This is a genomic window from Pseudomonas sp. NFACC04-2 (assembly GCF_900119265.1).
GTDB lineage: Bacteria > Pseudomonadota > Gammaproteobacteria > Pseudomonadales > Pseudomonadaceae > Aquipseudomonas > Aquipseudomonas fluorescens_AA.
Window position 1 is genome coordinate 26518 of sequence record NZ_FPJC01000026.1, and the last position, 17740, is coordinate 44257.

General features: G+C 63.0%; 17 protein-coding genes. 7 read left to right on the forward strand and 10 right to left on the reverse strand.

Going from position 1 to position 17740, the window contains the following annotated elements:
* Nucleotides 1-73: 73 nt before the first annotated feature.
* Nucleotides 74-952: a DMT family transporter gene (locus tag BT125_RS25065; protein ID WP_072411427.1), complete on the reverse strand. Its 879-nt coding sequence runs from the start codon at nt 950-952 to the stop codon at nt 74-76.
* 252 nt (nt 953-1204) lie between these two features.
* Here BT125_RS25065 and BT125_RS25070 point away from each other — a divergent pair, with 252 nt between their 5' ends.
* Nucleotides 1205-2089 carry a KPN_02809 family neutral zinc metallopeptidase gene (locus BT125_RS25070; protein WP_072411429.1) on the forward strand — a complete coding sequence of 295 codons (885 nt, stop codon included), beginning with the start codon at nt 1205-1207 and terminating at the stop codon, nt 2087-2089.
* Nucleotides 2090-3037 (forward strand): alpha/beta hydrolase, encoded by a 948-nt coding sequence (locus BT125_RS25075; RefSeq protein ID WP_072411430.1) that lies wholly within the window; start codon nt 2090-2092, stop codon nt 3035-3037. It abuts the gene before it with no gap.
* Between the two features lie 141 nt (nt 3038-3178).
* Here BT125_RS25075 and BT125_RS25080 read toward each other — a convergent pair whose 3' ends face one another.
* The 3 genes from BT125_RS25080 to BT125_RS25090 all read right to left on the reverse strand — a co-directional run bounded on the left by BT125_RS25080 (nt 3179) and on the right by BT125_RS25090 (nt 5313).
* Complete coding sequence (locus tag BT125_RS25080; protein ID WP_072411432.1) at nt 3179-3772, reverse strand: HAD family hydrolase; 594 nt, start codon at nt 3770-3772, stop codon at nt 3179-3181.
* Nucleotides 3769-4638 carry an acyl-CoA thioesterase II gene (gene tesB, locus BT125_RS25085; RefSeq protein ID WP_072411434.1) on the reverse strand — a complete coding sequence of 290 codons (870 nt, stop codon included), beginning with the start codon at nt 4636-4638 and terminating at the stop codon, nt 3769-3771. Before tesB ends, BT125_RS25080 begins: the two co-directional genes overlap by 4 nt.
* A gap of 105 nt (nt 4639-4743) precedes the next feature.
* A complete protein-coding gene (locus tag BT125_RS25090) occupies nt 4744-5313 on the reverse strand; it encodes a GNAT family N-acetyltransferase (RefSeq protein WP_072411436.1) in 570 nt (189 codons plus the stop codon).
* A 73-nt stretch (nt 5314-5386) separates the two neighbouring features.
* Here BT125_RS25090 and BT125_RS25095 point away from each other — a divergent pair, with 73 nt between their 5' ends.
* On the forward strand, nt 5387-6307 hold the full coding sequence (locus tag BT125_RS25095; RefSeq protein WP_072411438.1) for a histone deacetylase family protein: 921 nt from the start codon (nt 5387-5389) through the stop codon (nt 6305-6307).
* Between the two features lie 279 nt (nt 6308-6586).
* Nucleotides 6587-7828, forward strand: coding sequence for a TIGR03862 family flavoprotein (locus tag BT125_RS25100; protein WP_072411440.1), 1242 nt, complete (start codon nt 6587-6589; stop codon nt 7826-7828).
* Between the two features lie 124 nt (nt 7829-7952).
* Here the strand turns inward: BT125_RS25100 and BT125_RS25105 are convergent, their stop codons facing one another.
* Together BT125_RS25105 and yedA are read right to left on the reverse strand one after the other, a co-directional pair.
* Nucleotides 7953-9290, reverse strand: a complete 1338-nt coding sequence (locus BT125_RS25105; RefSeq protein WP_072411442.1) for an RNA helicase RhlE1 — start codon at nt 9288-9290, stop codon at nt 7953-7955.
* A 58-nt stretch (nt 9291-9348) separates the two neighbouring features.
* Entirely contained in the window at nt 9349-10251 is a 903-nt protein-coding gene (gene yedA / locus BT125_RS25110) for a drug/metabolite exporter YedA (protein WP_072411446.1), read from the reverse strand.
* A gap of 161 nt (nt 10252-10412) precedes the next feature.
* Between yedA and BT125_RS25115 the strand changes: the two genes are divergently transcribed.
* Nucleotides 10413-10865 (forward strand): Lrp/AsnC family transcriptional regulator, encoded by a 453-nt coding sequence (locus tag BT125_RS25115; RefSeq protein ID WP_014340343.1) that lies wholly within the window; start codon nt 10413-10415, stop codon nt 10863-10865.
* A 127-nt stretch (nt 10866-10992) separates the two neighbouring features.
* Here the strand turns inward: BT125_RS25115 and BT125_RS25120 are convergent, their stop codons facing one another.
* The 3 genes from BT125_RS25120 to BT125_RS25130 all read right to left on the reverse strand — a co-directional run bounded on the left by BT125_RS25120 (nt 10993) and on the right by BT125_RS25130 (nt 12983).
* A complete protein-coding gene (locus BT125_RS25120; RefSeq protein ID WP_072411448.1) occupies nt 10993-11604 on the reverse strand; it encodes a 3'-5' exonuclease in 612 nt (203 codons plus the stop codon).
* A gap of 21 nt (nt 11605-11625) precedes the next feature.
* A complete protein-coding gene (locus tag BT125_RS25125; protein WP_053182045.1) occupies nt 11626-12105 on the reverse strand; it encodes a LabA-like NYN domain-containing protein in 480 nt (159 codons plus the stop codon).
* A gap of 128 nt (nt 12106-12233) precedes the next feature.
* On the reverse strand, nt 12234-12983 hold the full coding sequence (locus BT125_RS25130) for a DUF2076 domain-containing protein (protein WP_072411455.1): 750 nt from the start codon (nt 12981-12983) through the stop codon (nt 12234-12236).
* 175 nt (nt 12984-13158) lie between these two features.
* Between BT125_RS25130 and BT125_RS25135 the strand changes: the two genes are divergently transcribed.
* Entirely contained in the window at nt 13159-13821 is a 663-nt protein-coding gene (locus BT125_RS25135; RefSeq protein WP_072411456.1) for a YciC family protein, read from the forward strand.
* Nucleotides 13822-13911: 90 nt separating this feature from the next.
* Entirely contained in the window at nt 13912-14991 is a 1080-nt protein-coding gene (locus tag BT125_RS25140; RefSeq protein ID WP_072411457.1) for an endonuclease/exonuclease/phosphatase family protein, read from the forward strand.
* A gap of 135 nt (nt 14992-15126) precedes the next feature.
* On the opposite strand, the gene hrpB is transcribed toward BT125_RS25140, so the two are convergent.
* Entirely contained in the window at nt 15127-17643 is a 2517-nt protein-coding gene (gene hrpB / locus BT125_RS25145; RefSeq protein WP_072411458.1) for an ATP-dependent helicase HrpB, read from the reverse strand.
* Nucleotides 17644-17740: the final 97 nt, after the last annotated feature.

The window sequence follows — 17740 nt, forward strand, 5'->3', positions numbered from 1 at the left end:
AGAAATCCAACTTGTGGCGACGGGATTTATCCCCTCGCCACAGAGCGATCATTCCCGGTCCAGACAGATCCGGTCACTTGCGCCGCTGCTGCCACGCCGCCGCCAACCCACTCAAGCAGATCAGGGCGATGCCCACCACGGTGGTCAGCGTCGGCGTATGGCTGAAGAACAACCAGCCCAGCAGGCCGGCAAACACGATCTGGCAATACCCGAACGGCGCGAGCAGCGCCGGGGCGGCAAAGCGGAAGGCTTGGGTCAGCATCAGGTGCGCGGTCATCCCACAGGCACCCAGCGCCAGCATCATCACCCCGTGCATCAGGCTCGGCACTTGCCAGAAAAACGGCACCAGCGCGCTCATCACCAACGTGTTGCACAGGCCGGCGAAGAAATTGCTGGTGGTCGGGCTGTCGATCTCGCTGAGCTTGCGCGTGAGCAGTTGGTAGAAACAGAAAAACAACGCCGAACAGAAGGGCAACAACACCGCCGGGGTGAACAGATCGCCACCGGGATGGACGATGATCAACACCCCGATAAAACCGAAGATCACCGCGATCCATTGACCCCGCGTCACGTGTTCGCCCAGCAACGGCACCGACAACGCGGTCACCAGCACGGGCGCGAGGAAGTTGACCGCCGTCGCCTCGGCCAGTGGGATGAACATCAACGCAGTGGTGAAAAACAGACTGGTGCCCAGCAGGCACAACGCCCGGGCCAACTGCCACAACGGGCGCTTGGTACGTAGGACCCGCAGCCCCGAACGCGGCAGGAAGATACCCGCCATCAACAAGGTGTGCACCACGTAACGTGCCCAGACCACCATGATGATCGGATAAAAACCCGACAGATATTTGGACAACGCGTCATGACTGGAGAACAGAAACGTTGCGACCAGAATAAGCACAATGCCCTTGAAAGCCTGATTGACGCCTGAGAGCGGTGTGCTGACGGTCATGAGGAAAACCTGCGTTGCTTGATGTAGGGGCCGTGACGCACGTTGCAGTTGTTGGGCCAGCGAGCATACCGATAAGTTCTGAATCCGAAGTGTAATGAAAATTCCAGAGCCCGGCAGGATTGGCTCACCGCTGAACCAAAACCCGTGTCCGTTGCCTGACAGCTCAAGCGCGGCGCGCACCTTGGGCGCCTAAAAGCTAGACTCACCGCCACAGCAGTTATTTTTAGCAGGGTCATTCAGAGGACTTCCCACATGTTATGGAAAAAAGGTCGCCGCAGTGACAACGTGGTGGACGCCCGTGGTGAAGGTGGGGGCGGTGGCGGAATGCGTTTCGGTGGCGGCAAGGGATTGAGCCTGACCGCCATTCTCCTGATCGTCGGCATTGGCTGGATCACTGGCCAGGACCCGATGCAGATCCTCGGGCAACTGGCCGGGCAGATGGACCAGTCCGCGCCTGCCACTTCACAAACCCGCCAAGCGCCACCGGCCAACGATGAACAGGCCGAGTTCGTGCGTTCGATCCTCGGCGATACCGAAGACACCTGGGGCCAGGTTTTCCAACAGGCAGGACGCCAGTACCAGCAACCCAAACTGGTGTTGTTCAGCGGTCGAGTCAACTCGGCCTGCGGCCTGGCCTCCTCGGCGACCGGTCCGTTCTATTGCCCGGCGGACCGACAGGTCTACCTGGACATGAGCTTCTTCAAGGAAATGTCCCAACGCTTCGCCGCCGCAGGCGATTTCGCCCAGGCCTACGTCATTGCCCACGAAATCGGCCATCACGTGCAGACGCTGCTTGGCGTATCGGCAAAGATCCAGGAAGCCCGCCAGCAAGGCCGGCAGATGGAAGGCGACGGCGGCTTGTTGGTGCGCCAGGAATTGCAGGCCGATTGCCTGGCCGGCGTCTGGGCCAACCATGCGCAAAAACGCCTGAACTGGCTGGAGCCGGGGGACATCGAGGAGGCCTTGACCGCCGCCAACGCCATCGGCGATGACCGCTTGCAGCAACAAGGCCAGGGCCGCGTAGTGCCGGACTCTTTCACCCACGGCACCTCGGCGCAGCGGGTGCGCTGGTTCAAGACCGGCTTCGCTCAAGGCCAGGTCAGCCAGTGCGACACCTTCGCAGCGAAAAACCTGTAGATGAAGTGGCGTGCGTTGATCGGGCTGGTGCTGTGCTGCGCCGTTGCCCAGGCAGATGAACACGGCGTCAACGTGGTCGCCCAAGGGCGCCTGCAACTCAAGGGCGGCGCCATGGCCGTCGCCGTCAGCCCGCCCCCGGCGTCCGTCCAGCGCGTGCTGATCATTCTTCATGGTCGGCTGCGCAATGCCGAGACCTACCTGCACAGCGCCGAAAAGGCTGCCGAACAGGCCGGGCAGCAGGGCACGACCCTGATTATCGCCCCGCAATTCCTCAACGAGCAGGACGTGGCTCGCCACACATTGCCCGATGAGCTACTGCGCTGGCAGGGCAACGACTGGATGGCCGGTGGCTTATCCACAGGGCCCAATCCCGTCAGTTCCTTCCAGGTCCTCGACGACATCGTCGCGCGGGTCAGTGACCGGCAGCAGTTCCCCGAAGTGAAGGAGATCGTCATCGCCGGTCATTCCGGCGGCGCCCAGGTTGTGCAGCGCTATGCCCTGCTCGCCCAAGGCCGATACCGGATCAACCCGCGGTTTGTCATCGCCAATCCGTCGTCCTATGCCTACTTCGATGGGCAACGGCCCATGGCGTTCGACCCCGCCAGTTGCCCTGGTTTCAATCGCTGGAAATACGGCCTGCAGGACCTGCCCACCTATGCCGCCGGACAGACGCCCGCCCGCCTGGAGGAGAACTACGTCAAACGCGACATCGTTTATCTGCTCGGGCAGCAGGACGTCGACCCGGAGCATCCGGCGCTGGACAAGGGCTGTGAAGCGCAGACCCAAGGGCCCTACCGGCTATTGCGCGGGCATTTCTTTTTCGACTACCTGACCCGGCGTCATCCCGTGGGGCTGAACCAGCGGCTGATCGAAGTACCGGGGGTCGGGCACGATGGGAGTGGGATGTTCAATTCGCCGGAGGGGCTGAAGACGTTGTTCGGGCAGTAAGCTTTGTGTCGACTAGGAAGGCCCTTTCGCGAGCAAGCCCGCTCCCACAATAGATTTGTGTCGAACACAGATTCTGTAATCGACAACCCTCCTGTGGGAGCGGGCTTGCTCGCGAAGGCGGCGGGTCAGTCACCACCCATCTCAAGCCAAAAGCATCCGCCGCAACTCAACACAATCGCGCGCATGCCAATCCGTCAGCTCCGGCCATGGGTTGTCCGGCAAGTTCACCAACACCGTCCGCGCCCCTGCCGCCCGGCCACAGTCCAGGTCGAAGCGGTAGTCCCCCACCATCACCATCGTGTCCGGTGCCACGTTCCAGGCCTCGGCCAGTTTCAACAGGCCACCAGGATGTGGCTTGGGCGGTGCCTCGTCACGGCCCAGCACATCCTCCACGGAGAAACAGTCCGCCAGGCCAATGGCCTCCAGCGTCACGTGGGCCAGTTCGCGGGCGTTGCGGGTCAGGATCCCCAGGCGATAGCCGCGCCCAGCCAGCTCTCGCACCAACTCGACCGCGCCAGGTGCAGGTTTGGAGCCCAGCGCCAGGTCCCGTTCGTGTTTCAGCAACCAGGCATGCTTGGCCGCCGCTTCCTCAGCGGGCAAGCCGGCCAGATGAGTGAGGATGTCGTCTTCGGCCGGAATCGCCAGGGCCACGCGGATTGCCGCGAAGTCATGCACGGCGATAGTCAGCGTGCCATCCATGTCGAACACCCAGTGACGAACCTCGGACAGGCTCATGCCCAGTCCTTGCGGTGACGAATCAGGCCTTCCTGGGTGACCGAGGCCACCAGCTGTCCGGCGCGGTTGAACACGCTGCCCCGGGAGAATCCACGGGAATTGCCGGCCCACGGGCTGTCCATGGCGTAGAGCAACCAGTCATCGGCGCGCAGGTCGGCATGGAACCACAAGGCGTGATCGAGGCTGGCGACCTGCATATCCTTGTGCCACACCGATTTGCCATGGGGCAGCAGCGAAGTGGTCAGCAGGCCGAAGTCCGAGGCGTAGGCCAGCAGGTATTTGTGCAAGGCCGGCGAGTCCGCCAGGGCGCCATCGGCACGAAACCACACGTATTTCACCGGGTCGGCCGGTTGCGGGTTGTAAGGGTCTTTTTCGGTGACCGGGCGCACCTCGATCGGCTTGGGGCACAGCAGTTTTTCGCGCATGTGCTCGGGCAGCAGGTGCGCGCGCTGCTGTGTCAGTTCCAGCTCGGACGGCAGGTTTTCCGGCCCGACAACCTGCGGCATGGTGCTCTGGTGCTCAAAGCCCTGTTCGTCGTACTGGAACGACGCACTGCAGGTGAAAATCGGGTTGCCCTTCTGGATCGCCGTCACCCGGCGGGTGCTGAAGCTGCCACCGTCACGCACCCGGTCCACCTGGTAGACCACCGGCAGCGCGGCATCCCCCGGACGCAGGAAATAACCATGCATCGAATGCACATGGCGCGCCTCTTCCACGGTCTGGCTGGCCGCCGACAACGACTGGCCCAGCACCTGGCCGCCGAACAACTGGCGAAACCCCAGATCCTGGCTGCGACCGCGAAACAGGTTCTCTTCGATCGGTTCCAGGGTCAGCAGGTCGACCAGATCTTCCAACACGTGGCTCATTCAGACTTTCCTCACACAGCGCAATGACCGCGCAGTCTACGCTGCGGCGGCGGATCGATTGTTGGCCCGGGCCATTTGGCCGGGCATTGTAAACGTCCGTGTCGACTAACCGTGCAGGGTTTGCAACCACTGCTCACGATTGATGCGATAAAGCACATGGTGACGCAATGGATGACCGACGGCGAGTGTCGGGTGCTCGAAGTCGTCCGCAGGGTCGTGCTGCATGCCAATGGCCTGCATGACCTTTTGCGAGGGCAGGTTATCGACGGCGGTGAACGCCACCACTTCGTCCAGCGTCAACTGGTCGAAGGCACAACGCAGGGCGGTCCACGCCGCTTCGCTGGCATACCCCAGGCCCCAGTGCTCCCGGGCCAGGCGCCAGCCGATTTCGATGGCCGGCGTGAACGGCGCGTCGAACCCGACCACACCGAGCCCGGTAAAGCCGATGAAGTCCCCGGTGTCCTTGCGTTCCAGCGCCCACAAACCAAAACCATGCTCGGCGAAATGCCCCCGCACGCGGCCAATCAGGGCGGCGCTTTCCAGGCGACTCAGGCGCTCCGGGAAATAACGCATCACCTGCGGGTCGGCGCACATGGCGGCAAATTCCGGCAAGTCATCATCGCGCCACTGCCGCAAGAGCAACCGTGCGCTTTCCAGTTCCAGTATCGGCTCCATCTTCACTCCCTTTCCATGCCCCAGAGTCTACATCGCTGGTAGGATCCGTCACTCAATCACTACTGAAAACACCATGCCACTGCCGCTGATCTATCACGAAGACTACAGCCCCGAATTCCCGGCGGAACACCGGTTCCCCATGGACAAGTTTCGCCTGCTGCGCGATCACCTGGTGGATAGCGGCCTGGCCCGCGACGCGGAGCTGTTGCGCCCGTCGCTGTGTCCGCCGGACATCCTCGCCCTGGCCCACGACCGTGCCTATATCGAACGCTACATGGGCGGCGAGTTGTCCCGCGAAGACCAACGGCGACTTGGCCTGCCCTGGAGCGAGGCCCTGGCCCGCCGAACGGTGCGCGCCGTGGGCGGTTCGCTGCTGGCCGCCGAACAAGCCCTTGAACACGGACTGGCCTGTCACTTGGCCGGCGGCACCCATCACGCCCACTACGACCACCCGGCCGGGTTCTGCATTTTCAATGACCTAGCGGTGATCAGCCGCTATTTCCTGGCCAGCGGTCGGGTCTCGCGGGTGCTGATTTTCGATTGCGATGTGCATCAGGGCGACGGCACCGCCCGAATACTCCATGACACCCCGGACGCCGTGACAGTTTCCTTGCACTGCGAAAAGAATTTTCCCGCACGCAAAGCGCACAGCGATTGGGACATTCCCCTACCGATGGGCATGGAGGACGCCGCCTACCTGAAGGTGGTGGACGACGCCCTCAACTACCTGCTGCCGCTCTACCAACCGGACCTGGTCCTGTATGACGCCGGCGTCGACGTACACAAGGACGACGCCCTCGGTTACCTGAAACTGACCGACGAAGGCCTCGCCGCCCGGGACGAGAGCGTCATGCGCCATTGCCTGGGCCGCGACATCCCGGTGGTCGGCGTGATTGGCGGTGGCTACAGCAAGGACCGCCAGGCCCTGGCTCGCCGCCACGGGATCCTGCACCACAGCGCACAAAGGGTCTGGACGTCATCAGGTTGTCACTGAAACCTGGGCTTTACCCACAATGCCTGTGGAGCGGCCTGTGGATAACCTGAGCGAAACGGCCTACAGGCTATGTTGCCTATAGCTTGCAGGGGCTTGGCTGTTTTTTGATCACACCTCTCGAGAACACCGCATACAAGTGTGGGAGCGGGCTTGCTCGCGAAAGCGGTGTATCAGCTACATGGATATCCGACTGTCACACCGCCTTCGCGAGCAAGCCCGCTCCCACAGGGATCTGTGCTGATAGAATGCGCGGCTTATTCCCCAGCCTCACCAATTGCCATGACCCAAGCCACCCAATCCTACACACCAAACATCGCCATCATCGGCGGCGGCCCCGCCGGCCTGATGGCGGCCGAGGTGTTGAGCCAGGCCGGCCTGCGAGTCGACCTGTACGACGGCATGCCATCGGTGGGCAGGAAATTCCTGCTGGCCGGCGTGGGCGGCATGAACATCACCCACTCCGAAGCCTTTCCGGCTTTTCTGTCCCGCTACGCCGAACGCGCGCCAAATCTCGCGCCGCTGTTGCGGGCATTCGGGGCGGATGAGTTATGCACATGGATCCACGGGCTGGGCATCGACACCTTTGTCGGCAGCTCCGGGCGGGTATTTCCTACCGACATGAAGGCCGCACCGCTGTTGCGCGCCTGGCTCAAGCGCCTGCGCGATGCTGGCGTGGTGATCCACACGCGTCATCGCTGGCTCGGCTGGAACCCGGATGGCAGCTTGCGCATCGCCTCCCCTGAAGGCGACAAAACCCTGTACCCCAAGGCCACCTTGCTGGCGTTGGGCGGCGGCAGTTGGTCGCGCCTGGGCTCCGACGGCGCCTGGATGCTACCGCTGGAACAGCGTGGCGTAGCCCTGGCGCCACTGCAACCCAGCAACTGTGGGTTCGAGGTAGAAGCCTGGAGCGACCTGATGATCAGCAAATTCGCCGGGGCCCCGCTCAAGAACATCGCCATGGGCCTGAACGACGATGTACCGCGCCTCGGCGAATGCGTGCTCACCGCCACTGGCCTCGAAGGCAGCCTGGTCTACGCCCTGTCGGCAACGATTCGCGAAGCGATCAACCAATGCGGCAGCGCGACCATTCATCTGGATCTATTGCCGGGCCGGCCTGTGGATAAAATCCTTCAGGCCCTGAACAAACCACGAGGCTCACGCTCAATGGCCAAGCACTTGCACAGCCAGTTGGGGATCGACGGCGTCAAGGCGGCGCTGTTGCGCGAGCTCACGCCGGCCGAATGTTTCACTGACCCGGCGCGGCTGGCCCAGGCCATCAAGGCCCTGCCGGTCACCCTGGTGAAGCCCCGCCCCTTGGACGAAGCCATCAGCAGCGCCGGTGGCGTGACGTTCCAAGCCCTGGATGAACGCCTGATGCTCAAGCAAGTGCCCGGGGTTTTCTGCGCCGGGGAAATGCTCGACTGGGAAGCGCCGACCGGCGGCTACCTGCTCACGGCGTGCTTTGCCAGTGGCCGGACAGCGGGCTTGGGAATGGTGGAGTGGCTACAGCGCCAGGGTTGAAGACCGAGGCGCACCTATCGCGAGCAAGCTCGCTCCCACATTTATCGCAATCCTTATGACAGAACCCGGTCAACTGTGGGAGCGAGCTTGCTCGCGATAGCGATTTATCAGACCTGGCAGGTCATCAAGGCTTACGCTTACGCGGCCCGGTATTGAACACCGGCACTTTGCGCACCGGCTTGACCGAAGGCTCCACCGGCGCCGCGTCGCCACTGTCCACCCACTTACCCAGGTTGCGCTTGCCGCCGCCACCGGAGGCTTTCGGTTTCTTCGGCTTTTTCGGTTTCTTGATCACTTGGCCGCTGGCATCGGTGTCCGGCACGCGGTGCTCAGGCTCGAAGTCTTGTTCCATCTGGCGAGGCAACGTCTGACGGGTCAACATCTCGATGGCTGACAGCAGATTCACTTCATCGGCGCAGACCAGGGAAATCGCCTGTCCTGTAGCGCCCGCCCGGCCGGTACGGCCGATACGGTGGATGTAGTCCTCGGCCACGATTGGCAGGTCGAAGTTCACCACCAACGGCAAATCCTCGATGTCCAAGCCACGGGCGGCAACGTCGGTGGCGACCAGGATCTGCACTTCGCTGGCCTTGAAGCGGTCCAGCGCACGTTGGCGGGTGGCCTGAGGCTTGTCACCGTGGATACCGTCGGCGTTGACCCCCAGGCCCTGGAGTTTTTCCACCAGTGCATCGACGCCGTTGCGGGTTTTGGCGAATACCAGCACCTGCTTCCACTTATGCTTGCGCATCAGGTGCACGAACAATTCCGGCTTGCGCTTCTTGTCCACCGTCACCACCCATTGCTTGACGGTGTTGGCTGCCACGTTGCGCGGGCTCACTTCAATGCTTAGCGGATCATTGAGCATCTGCCCGGCCAGCAAGCGGATCGCATCGGAAAAGGTCGCCGAGAACAACAGGGTCTGGCGTTTCTTTGGCAGGGCCTTGTAGATATTCGCCAGTTCCTCGGAGAAACCCAGGTCGAGCATGCGGTCGGCTTCGTCCAGCACCAACGTCTGCAGTTGATTGAACTTCAGCGCATTCTGGCGGAACAGATCGAGCAAGCGACCCGGCGTGGCGACCAGCAGGTCGACACCTTTGCGCAGCTTCATCATCTGCGGGTTGATGCTGACACCGCCGTACACCGCGTAGGTGCTCAAAGGCAGGTTTTGCGCGTACTGACGCACGCTTTCATGGACCTGCTCAGCCAATTCACGGGTCGGCACCAGGATCAGCGCTCGCACCGAGTTGGCCGCGACTTTCGGTCCTTCGGTGGTCAGCAACTGCAACAGCGGCACCGCAAAGCCGGCGGTCTTGCCGGTACCGGTCTGGGCTGCGGCCATCAGGTCGCGACCGGCGAGCACTGCCGGCATGGCTTGGGCCTGAACCGGAGTCGGGGTCTGGTAGCCGAGCGTCTCGAGGGCGCGCAGCAAGGGTTCGATCAGGCCAAGGGTGGCGAAAGTCATGGAAATACCGTAGGAAAAATCAGCGCAAGGTGTGCAATGCGCGGCAGTTTACCCTAAATCAGGAGGTGGCCGGCGCAGGCTTGGGTTTGCGCCACTGCGGCAAGCCGATCAACACCACCGCACTGATGATCACCAACATCGCCAGGGCCTCCTCGATTCCGATGGTTTCACCGGCGAATACGATGCCCAGCAGCACCGCCACGGCCGGGTTGACGTAGGCATAGCTGGTGGCCGCCGCCGGACGCACATGCTTGAGCAGGTACATGTAGGCGTTGAAGGCGATGATCGAACCAAAGAAGGTCAGGTACGCCAGCGCGAACCAGCCTTCCAGCGGCGGCATGCTGTCCAGGTGTTCACCGCTGGCCACGCTGCCGATCAACAGCACCACACCGCCCACCAGCATTTCCACGGCGCTGGCCATCGCCCCGGCCGGCAACGGCAGGTGTTTGCTGAGCACCGAGCCGAAGGCCCAGGAGGCCGCCGCGAACACCAGCAAGGTTGCCCCCAGCGGGCTGGATTGCAGATTGGAACCGAGGTTGAGCATGGCGATGCCGATCAACCCCAGCACAATCCCTGCCCATTCCAGACGGGTATTACGCGCGCCCCAGAAATATCCGCACAGCAAGGTAAACAAAGGCACCGTCGCCACCGCCAACGCCGCGACCCCGGACGCCACGCCGGTGTGCTCGGCCACACTGACCGCACCGTTACCGAAACTGAGCAACAGCACGCCAATGATGGCCCCGGCCTTCCATTGCGCCCAGGTCGGCGCCGGCGCCCCGCGCCAGCGCAGGAAGCCGTACATCAGCGAACCGGCCAACACAAAACGAATCCCGGCCAGCAACAGTGGCGGCCAATGCTCCACGCCGATACGAATCACCAGGTAGGTCGACCCCCAGATGACATACAAGGCAAAGAAGGCAGCGATCAATGGCAGGGGAAAACGGCGTGGGCCAGGCATGTTCAGCTCGAAGTCAGGACAATGAGAGACGCTATTCTAGAAAGGCGACAGACGGAAATTAAGCTACAAAACCTGTTTATCCAGGCCATACACTTTTCAAAACACGGTGATCAGCGCTATAAATCGCGCTTTCGAAAGTCACGCCGACAGGAAGCCAAACCGTGGATAAATACGACCGCATGTTGCTCAGTGCCCTGTTGGACAACGGTCGTGCGTCCTACGCCGAACTGGCCCGCAAAGTGAACCTGTCGGCCCCCGCCGTGGCCGAACGGGTCAGCAAACTGGAAGCCAGCGGTGTCATCACCGGTTATCAAGCCAAAGTCGACATGGCGAAGATCGGCCTGCCGGTGCAGTGCGTCATCGAACTGCGAATGAACCAGCACGGCAACCAGAAAACCTACGACGAGCTGTGCAAGATCCCACAACTGACCGAATGCCACCGGGTCACCGGGGATCCGTGCGTGATCATGCAAGCGGCGGTTGGCTCGATGCCCGAGCTGGAAGAGCTGATCAACCGCATTGCCAAGTTCGGTTTCAGCAAGACGTCCATCGTGCTGTCCAGCGCCATTGAAAAGCGCGTGCCGTTGGGGCAGTTGGAAGGCAATGGGAAATAAACGGTCAAACACTGATCAACCTGTGGGAGCGGGCTTGCTCGCGAATGCGGTGTGCCAGTTACCTGTCAGTTGACTGGCACACCGCATTCGCGAGCAAGCCCGCTCCCACACGGGATTTGCGGTGAGCCTAAAAGCCGCGATGGCGCTTGAGATGCTCGTTGATCTTCGCCGCCGGCACTTTCTGCAAACTGCACAGCAAATCATGGGACAACTCCCGCAACCCATGCTTTTGCCGCAGTTGCGAAGCCAGGTGCGCGGTGAGGTTGGCGGCCATTTCAGCATCGGCCATGGCCCGGTGAGCCTGACCGGTGTGGGGCAAGCCGGCGAACACGTTGAGCGTGCCGAGCTTGTGGTTCGGCGCCGCCGGCATCAGGCGCCGGGCCAGCAACAGTGAGCAGGCGAAATTCTGCAAGCGGGTGCGTTTGATACGTCCCAGTTCGAAATCCCAGAACTTCTGGTCGAACGCGGCGTTGTGGGCCAACAGTGGCGTGATGCCGACGAACTCGTTGACCTCGTTCATGACCTTCTCCGCCGAAGGTGCGCTGCGCAGCATGGCGTTGCTGATGCCGGTCAGTTGCTCGATAAACGCAGGGACGCGCACACCGGCATTCATCAGGCTCTGGTAGCGGTCGACGATCCGGCCTCGCTCAAGCATCACCACCGCGATCTCGGTGGCCCGGCAACTGCTGCTCGGGGTGATCCCGGTGGTTTCAAAGTCGATGACTGCGATGCGTTCCAAACCTTTTGAACTCCGTGAAAATCAATTCTTGAGCAACAACGCGCCCTCAATGGGCACATAGCGACTGGCGGCGCGGATCAGCGAGTTGGCGGTCAACCCTGGCACGCCATAGGCCACGGCTTGCACGCCGTGCTTCTGGATGATGCGTTCGAGCAACATGTCGAAATCGCCATCGCCGGAGGCCAGCACCACTTCATCGACGTGGTCGGCGGCGTCCATGATGTCCAGCGTAATGCCCACGTCCCAGTCGCCCTTGGCCGAGCCGTCGCTGCGCTGGATGTAGGGCTTGAGCTTCACGACGAAACCCAGGTTGCGCAGGATCTGCTGGAATTGCTGCTGCTTGCTGTCACCGCGATCGATCGCATAGGCATAGGCCTCGACGATCTGCCCCTGTTTGCTGACATCGGCCCACAGCGCGGCGTAGTTGAAATGGCAACCGTAAGCCTGGCGCACGGTGTAGTAGAGGTTCTGGACATCGGCGAACACTGCAATTTTTTTCACCGCGTTTCCTCTTGGATGCACACGTACGCAGCCCACCAGGGCCGAAAAGTCGCCCAGTATGCCAGCCCGAAGGATTGTTCCGCGAATAATCGGCCCGAGGCGCCAGGGCGCCCCGGACGAATGGCAGGTCAGACGAAGGAGTCGTCGTCGCCGAAGGAAGATGGATCGTCACTGTAGTCCGCGTCGCTGAACCCGCCCTGGTCGTTGCCGTAGGCGTCGTTGTCGGCCACGCGCGGGTCATCGCCCCAGCCGTTGCCTGGGGTGTCGTTGACCGGTTGCGCCGGCTCCTCCTTGATGACCTCGACGATCTCCTGCGGTTGCTGATTGCTGTGGAACAGGCTGCTGATGCCTTGGGCCAGCATCACGCCGCCCGCCACGCCCGCCGCGGTTTTCAGGGCGCCGCCGAGGAAGCTGCCCGCTGCCGGGGCCTGCTGCTGCGGTGCGCCATAATTGCCGGGCGGCGCGCTGAAGCCCTGTTGAGCCGGGGCATTGAAGGACGGTTGCGCCGGTTCGCGCCAACCACCACCGCTGGAGGCCGGCGCGCTCGCCGGACGTGAATCCCGCGGGCTGCCGCCGAAAATACTCGAGAGGAAACCACCGCCACCGCTGGGTGCCGGCGCTTGCTTGCGCGCTTGTTGCAGCTCAGCCTGCAATTGCTCGACCTGCTGGGCCAGTTGCCTGTTCTGCTCATCGAGGCGCTTGATCGCAGCCTCCTGCACCAGGATCGCCTGGGCCATGAAATAGCCCGCCGCTGGCTGGCTCGCCAGATGTTCCTTGATCCGCGCCTCGGCCTGGGCGTCGCGCGGGGCTGAATCCTTTTCGGCCTGTTGCAGCCGTGAAAACAGTCCATCGATCAGGGTTTGTTCTTCGTTGTTCATGGCGACCTCATTCGATTGCCGGGTAGAAACCATTCCGATCCCGAAGACCGGTGCCCATCAGTAATGGGGCTCGCCGGAAAGCTTTCAATGGTCTTTACCTGATGTTTACGTTTGCTTGTGCGGGCGCCTGATCGGTTAAAGTGTCGGACCGCTTTTTCAACTGCGATACCGACCCATGAATCCGTTTGACGTGCTGCGCGACTCTTTGTATTTCTTCAAGCGCCATTTGGGCCGGATCGCCCAGTTGTGCCTGCCACTGGTGATACTCGAGGCCCTGCTGCAGCAAGGCGTGGACAGCGCCCTCGGCCCCGACGGCTTTCCCGGCTACAGTGTGATCGTCGGGCTGCTGGTGTACCCCTTGTACACCGCCGCGCTGATCCTGTTTCTCGACGCCCGCAGCCGCGGTGAAGCACCACGCACGCGGGACCTGCTCGCAACGGCCCTCACCCTGTGGCCGCGCTTTGCCTTGCTGACGGCCCTCAACACGTTGTTGATCCTGGTGGGGCTGTCGTTGTACTTCCTGCCGGGCCTGTGGCTGATGGTGACCCTGGCCTTCGGCGAATACCTGTTGGTCCTCAGGGGCCTGGCCCCCCTGGCGGCGATGAAGGAAAGCCTCAACCTGTCCCGCGGCAACTTCTGGCGGATCCTGCTGTGCATTCTCGCGGTGATGGGCCCGCTGTGGCTGCTCAAGGGCGCCAGCGTCTCGGTGTATCCGTCACCCCAGAACCCGGCGGTGAGTTTGCTGATCGACAGCGTCCACAGCTTCCTGCAACTGTTCACCACCGTGGTGCTGTTCCGCCTGTTCATGCTGATCGAAGCCAAGCCCGAGCGCCGCTGATCCCATACGGCGACAGCCCTGGGCTTGGGCTTGAGAACCGCTCTCGGTTATGCTCGGGAGCACTTTTGCGTTTCGCCCATAAGCCGAGCCATGATCCGTCTACTGCGCTACACCTTGCTGGGCCTGCTGTTGATCCTCAGCCTGGCCGCCCTGTCGATCTACGGCCTGACCTGGCGGCCACAGCCCCGGGAAACCGTGCCGGTCAGTTGCACCGCCAATGCAGCAGCGCTGGCACCCGGCCAAGCGTTGAAGGTGATGACCTGGAACGTCCAGTTCCTCGCGGGCAAGCGCTACGTGTTCTGGCACGACTTGGCCCAGGGCGACGATGAAAGCCCGACCCTGGAAGACATGGCCTTCAGCCTCGACGAAGTGGCCCGGGTCATCCGCGACGAGCAACCGGACATCGTGTTGCTTCAGGAACTGGACAAAGGCGCCAAGGCCAGCGATTACCAGGACCAGCTCAAGCTGTTGCAGGAGCGACTCGCCGACCTCTACCCGTGCGGCACCAGCGCCTTCGACTGGAAAGCCGACTTCATCCCCGACCCGCACATCTTCGGCAGCGTCGGCCGGCAACTGGCGACCCTGAGTCGCTACCGCATCGACCATGCCGAACGGGTGCAACTGCCGGTGGCCGACACCAACGTCATCAGCCGTCAGTTCCAGCCGAAAAATGCCTTGTTGGTGAGCTATCTGTCACTGAGCGACGGCAGCCAGCTGGCGGTGCTCAACACGCACCTGGAACGGGCCACTGAACCGGACGAAACCCTGCCCAGACAAATCACCGCCGTGACCAAGGCACTGGATAAGTTCGAATCCGCAGGCACGCCCTGGCTGATCGGCGGCGACTTCAACCTGCTGCCCCTGGGCCAGTACCGACGCCTGCCGTCCGAGCAACGCACGCCCTACTCCGCCGACAGCCCGCTGCACCTGCTGTGGGACAAGTACCCGATGATTCCCACCAACAACGAAGCCAGCGGCATCGACCGCGAACACTGGCTGACCCATTATCCGAACGACCCCGGCCTCAACGGCCCGGACCGCACCGTCGACTACCTGTTCTACAGCCCCCGGATCAAACGGGTTGAAGCCCAGGTGCGACAGGACGATACCTTGCGTATCTCCGATCACTTGCCGGTAATTGCGCGGTTTTTGTTGCCGGCTGCGCCTTGATTTGAAGCCACCACCGGACAAATGTGGGAGCGAGCTTGCTCGCGATAGCGATCTTTCAACCAGCACAGATATCAGGATGTGCCGACGCCATCGCGAGCAAGCTCGCTCTCACAATGGATCTGTGTCGCAATCAACTCACTTACGCGGCTTGACCCGCGCGGTCGCCTCCGCCACCAGCGGATCATCCGGCCAGTAATGCTTGGGGTAGCGCCCCTTCAAGTCCTTCTTCACCTCGGCATAGGTACTGCGCCAGAAGTTCGCCAGGTCCTGGGTCACCTGTACCGGCCGGCGTGCCGGTGACAACAGGTGCAGCTTGACGACCTGGCGTCCGCCGGCGATGCGCGGGGTATCGGCCAGGCCGAAGAGTTCCTGCATGCGCACCGCCAGGATCGGTGGATGCTCGCTGTAGTCCAGGCGGATCGAGGAGCCCGAAGGCACACTCAAATGGTGGGGGGCCTGTTCGTCCAGGCGTTGCGGCAATGGCCAGGGCAACAGGTTGTGAACGATGCTCGACAGGTCCAGGTTGGCGAAATGACTGAGGCGCGAGACTCGGCCCAGATACGGCATCAACCAGTGTTCGAGCGTGTTCAGCAGGGCTGCGTCGCTGACGTCTGGCCATTCACTCTCGCCCTTGGCCTCCCATTCAAGTCGACGCAACAAGGCCACCCGCGCCTGCCATTGCCGTAGCTCCGGAGTCCAGGGCAGTAATTCCAGGCCCTTGCGCCGCACCAGGTTCACTAGGGCTTGGCTACGGGCTGACTCGTCCAGGCCGGTCAACGGTTCGCGGCTGAGCACCAGTTCGCCGACCTTGCGCTGGCGCTCGGCCCGCAGCACGCCTTCGCGCTCATCCCAATCCAATTGATCCACCGTGTGCACCTGCTCGGCCAATACCGAGTCGAACAGCCCCGGGTCGAAATCCGTCGCCAGGTAAATCCGCTCTTCCCGCTGGCCCTGGCGGCTGCCCAGGTCGGCGATCACCAGCCACGCTTGTTTCATCAGGCTGTCAGCCTCGGCAAACAGTGCAGCACGGCCGTTGGCCAGGCGATATTCCGCGCCGCCGGGTCGACGCTGTTGGGCGACGCGGTCGGGGTAGGCCAACGCCAGCAACGCGCCGAGCCAGCGCGGGTGATCGGGATCGGCCACGGCCTCTTCGGCCTTGCCCCGCAGATAGCCGCGATATTGCCGGGCCAGTTGCCGCGCCCGCTGCACCCCGCCCTGAGCGCCGCGCGCCGCCCGTTCTTCGCCGGACAGCAAGGCCAGGCGACTGTGCAGGTCGGCGCCGGCACCGCGCAGAATGTCCCGTTCGCCCAGCAGCGCAGCGACGTTGCAGGCCATGTCTGCCAGCCCCAGCGCCTGGCCGCGCAACAGCAGATGCGCGATACGCGGGTGGGCTGGCAGTTCGGCCATGGCCTGGCCGTGGCGGGTCAGTTGTTCGCCCTCCAGCGCGCCCAGGCGTTGCAGCAGGTCCTGGGCCTGGGCATACGCAGCGGCGGGCGGGACGTCGAGCCAGACCAATTGCTGCGGCGTCACGCCCCAGCGCCCCAGTTGCAGGGCCAACCCGGCCAGGTCCGCCGACAGAATCTCCGCGCTGCCGTAGGCGGCCAATTGTTCATGCTGGTCTTCGGACCACAACCGGTAGCACACCCCCGGCTCCAGGCGCCCGGCGCGACCGGCCCGCTGGGTAGCGCTGGCCCGGGAAATGCGCTGGGTGTCGAGCCGGGTCATGCCGCTGCCCGGGTCGAAACGCGGCACCCGCGCCAGTCCGGCGTCGATCACCACCCGTACGCCATTGATGGTCAGGCTGGTTTCGGCAATGTTGGTGGCCAGCACCACCTTGCGCTGACCGGGTGGCGCGGGGTCGATGGCGGCGCGTTGAGCGGCGAGGTCCAGTTCGCCATGCAGCGGGCAGAGCAACACGTTGCCACCCTCGCCCAAGGCCTCGGCCAGTTGCTGATGGACCCGGCGGATCTCTGCCTGCCCGGGCAAGAACACCAGGACGCTGCCGGTTTCATCGTGCAGCGCTTCGAGCACGGTCTGCACCAGCCGTGGCTCGATGAACTCGCCAGGCTGCAATGGCCGGCCCCAGCGTACCGTCACCGGGAACATGCGGCCTTCGCTGCGCAGGATCGGCGCGTTGTCCAACAGCCCGGCCAGGCGTTCGCCTTCCAGGGTCGCGGACATCAACAGGATCTTGAGCGGCTGCTCTTCGCGAAACAACTCCCGGCCGTTGAGGCTCAAGGCCAGGGCCAGGTCGGCATCGAGGCTGCGTTCGTGGAATTCGTCGAAAATCAGCAGCCCCACCCCTTCCAGCGCCGGATCGTCCTGCAAACGGCGGGTGAGGATGCCTTCGGTGACCACTTCAATGCGGGTCTTGGGCCCGACCTTGCTGTCGAGACGAATCCGGTAGCCGACGGTTTCACCGACCTTCTCCCCCAGTTCGCTGGCCAGCCGCTCGGCCGCCGCCCGTGCCGCCAGGCGCCGGGGTTCAAGCATCAGGATGGTCTGTCCGGCCAGCCAGGGCTCGTTCAGCAAGGCCAGGGGAACACGGGTGGTTTTACCGGCACCGGGCGGTGCTTCGAGCACGGCTTCGTGGCGCGATGCCAAGGCTTGGCGCAGGGCGGGTAAAACTTCATCAATCGGCAAAGAAATCATGCTGGCTCCAAAACAGAGGGCCGAGTATAACGGCGAACTGTTTAGCGTGGTCTGGACTCCAACCAGCAACGCCTCTACTACCTGTTCAGGAGATTGC

Bases quoted from the DNA above. Each gene is read 5' to 3' on its own strand.
- BT125_RS25065 (WP_072411427.1), bottom strand. From the start codon at position 952: ATGACCGTCAGCACACCGCTCTCAGGCGTCAATCAGGCTTTCAAGGGC.
- BT125_RS25070 (WP_072411429.1), top strand. From the start codon at position 1,205: ATGTTATGGAAAAAAGGTCGCCGCAGTGACAACGTGGTGGACGCCCGT.
- BT125_RS25075 (WP_072411430.1), top strand. From the start codon at position 2,090: ATGAAGTGGCGTGCGTTGATCGGGCTGGTGCTGTGCTGCGCCGTTGCC.
- BT125_RS25080 (WP_072411432.1), bottom strand. From the start codon at position 3,772: ATGAGCCTGTCCGAGGTTCGTCACTGGGTGTTCGACATGGATGGCACG.
- tesB (WP_072411434.1), bottom strand. From the start codon at position 4,638: ATGAGCCACGTGTTGGAAGATCTGGTCGACCTGCTGACCCTGGAACCG.
- BT125_RS25090 (WP_072411436.1), bottom strand. From the start codon at position 5,313: ATGGAGCCGATACTGGAACTGGAAAGCGCACGGTTGCTCTTGCGGCAG.
- BT125_RS25095 (WP_072411438.1), top strand. From the start codon at position 5,387: ATGCCACTGCCGCTGATCTATCACGAAGACTACAGCCCCGAATTCCCG.
- BT125_RS25100 (WP_072411440.1), top strand. From the start codon at position 6,587: ATGACCCAAGCCACCCAATCCTACACACCAAACATCGCCATCATCGGC.
- BT125_RS25105 (WP_072411442.1), bottom strand. From the start codon at position 9,290: ATGACTTTCGCCACCCTTGGCCTGATCGAACCCTTGCTGCGCGCCCTC.
- yedA (WP_072411446.1), bottom strand. From the start codon at position 10,251: ATGCCTGGCCCACGCCGTTTTCCCCTGCCATTGATCGCTGCCTTCTTT.
- BT125_RS25130 (WP_072411455.1), bottom strand. From the start codon at position 12,983: ATGAACAACGAAGAACAAACCCTGATCGATGGACTGTTTTCACGGCTG.
- BT125_RS25135 (WP_072411456.1), top strand. From the start codon at position 13,159: ATGAATCCGTTTGACGTGCTGCGCGACTCTTTGTATTTCTTCAAGCGC.
- BT125_RS25140 (WP_072411457.1), top strand. From the start codon at position 13,912: ATGATCCGTCTACTGCGCTACACCTTGCTGGGCCTGCTGTTGATCCTC.
- hrpB (WP_072411458.1), bottom strand. From the start codon at position 17,643: ATGATTTCTTTGCCGATTGATGAAGTTTTACCCGCCCTGCGCCAAGCC.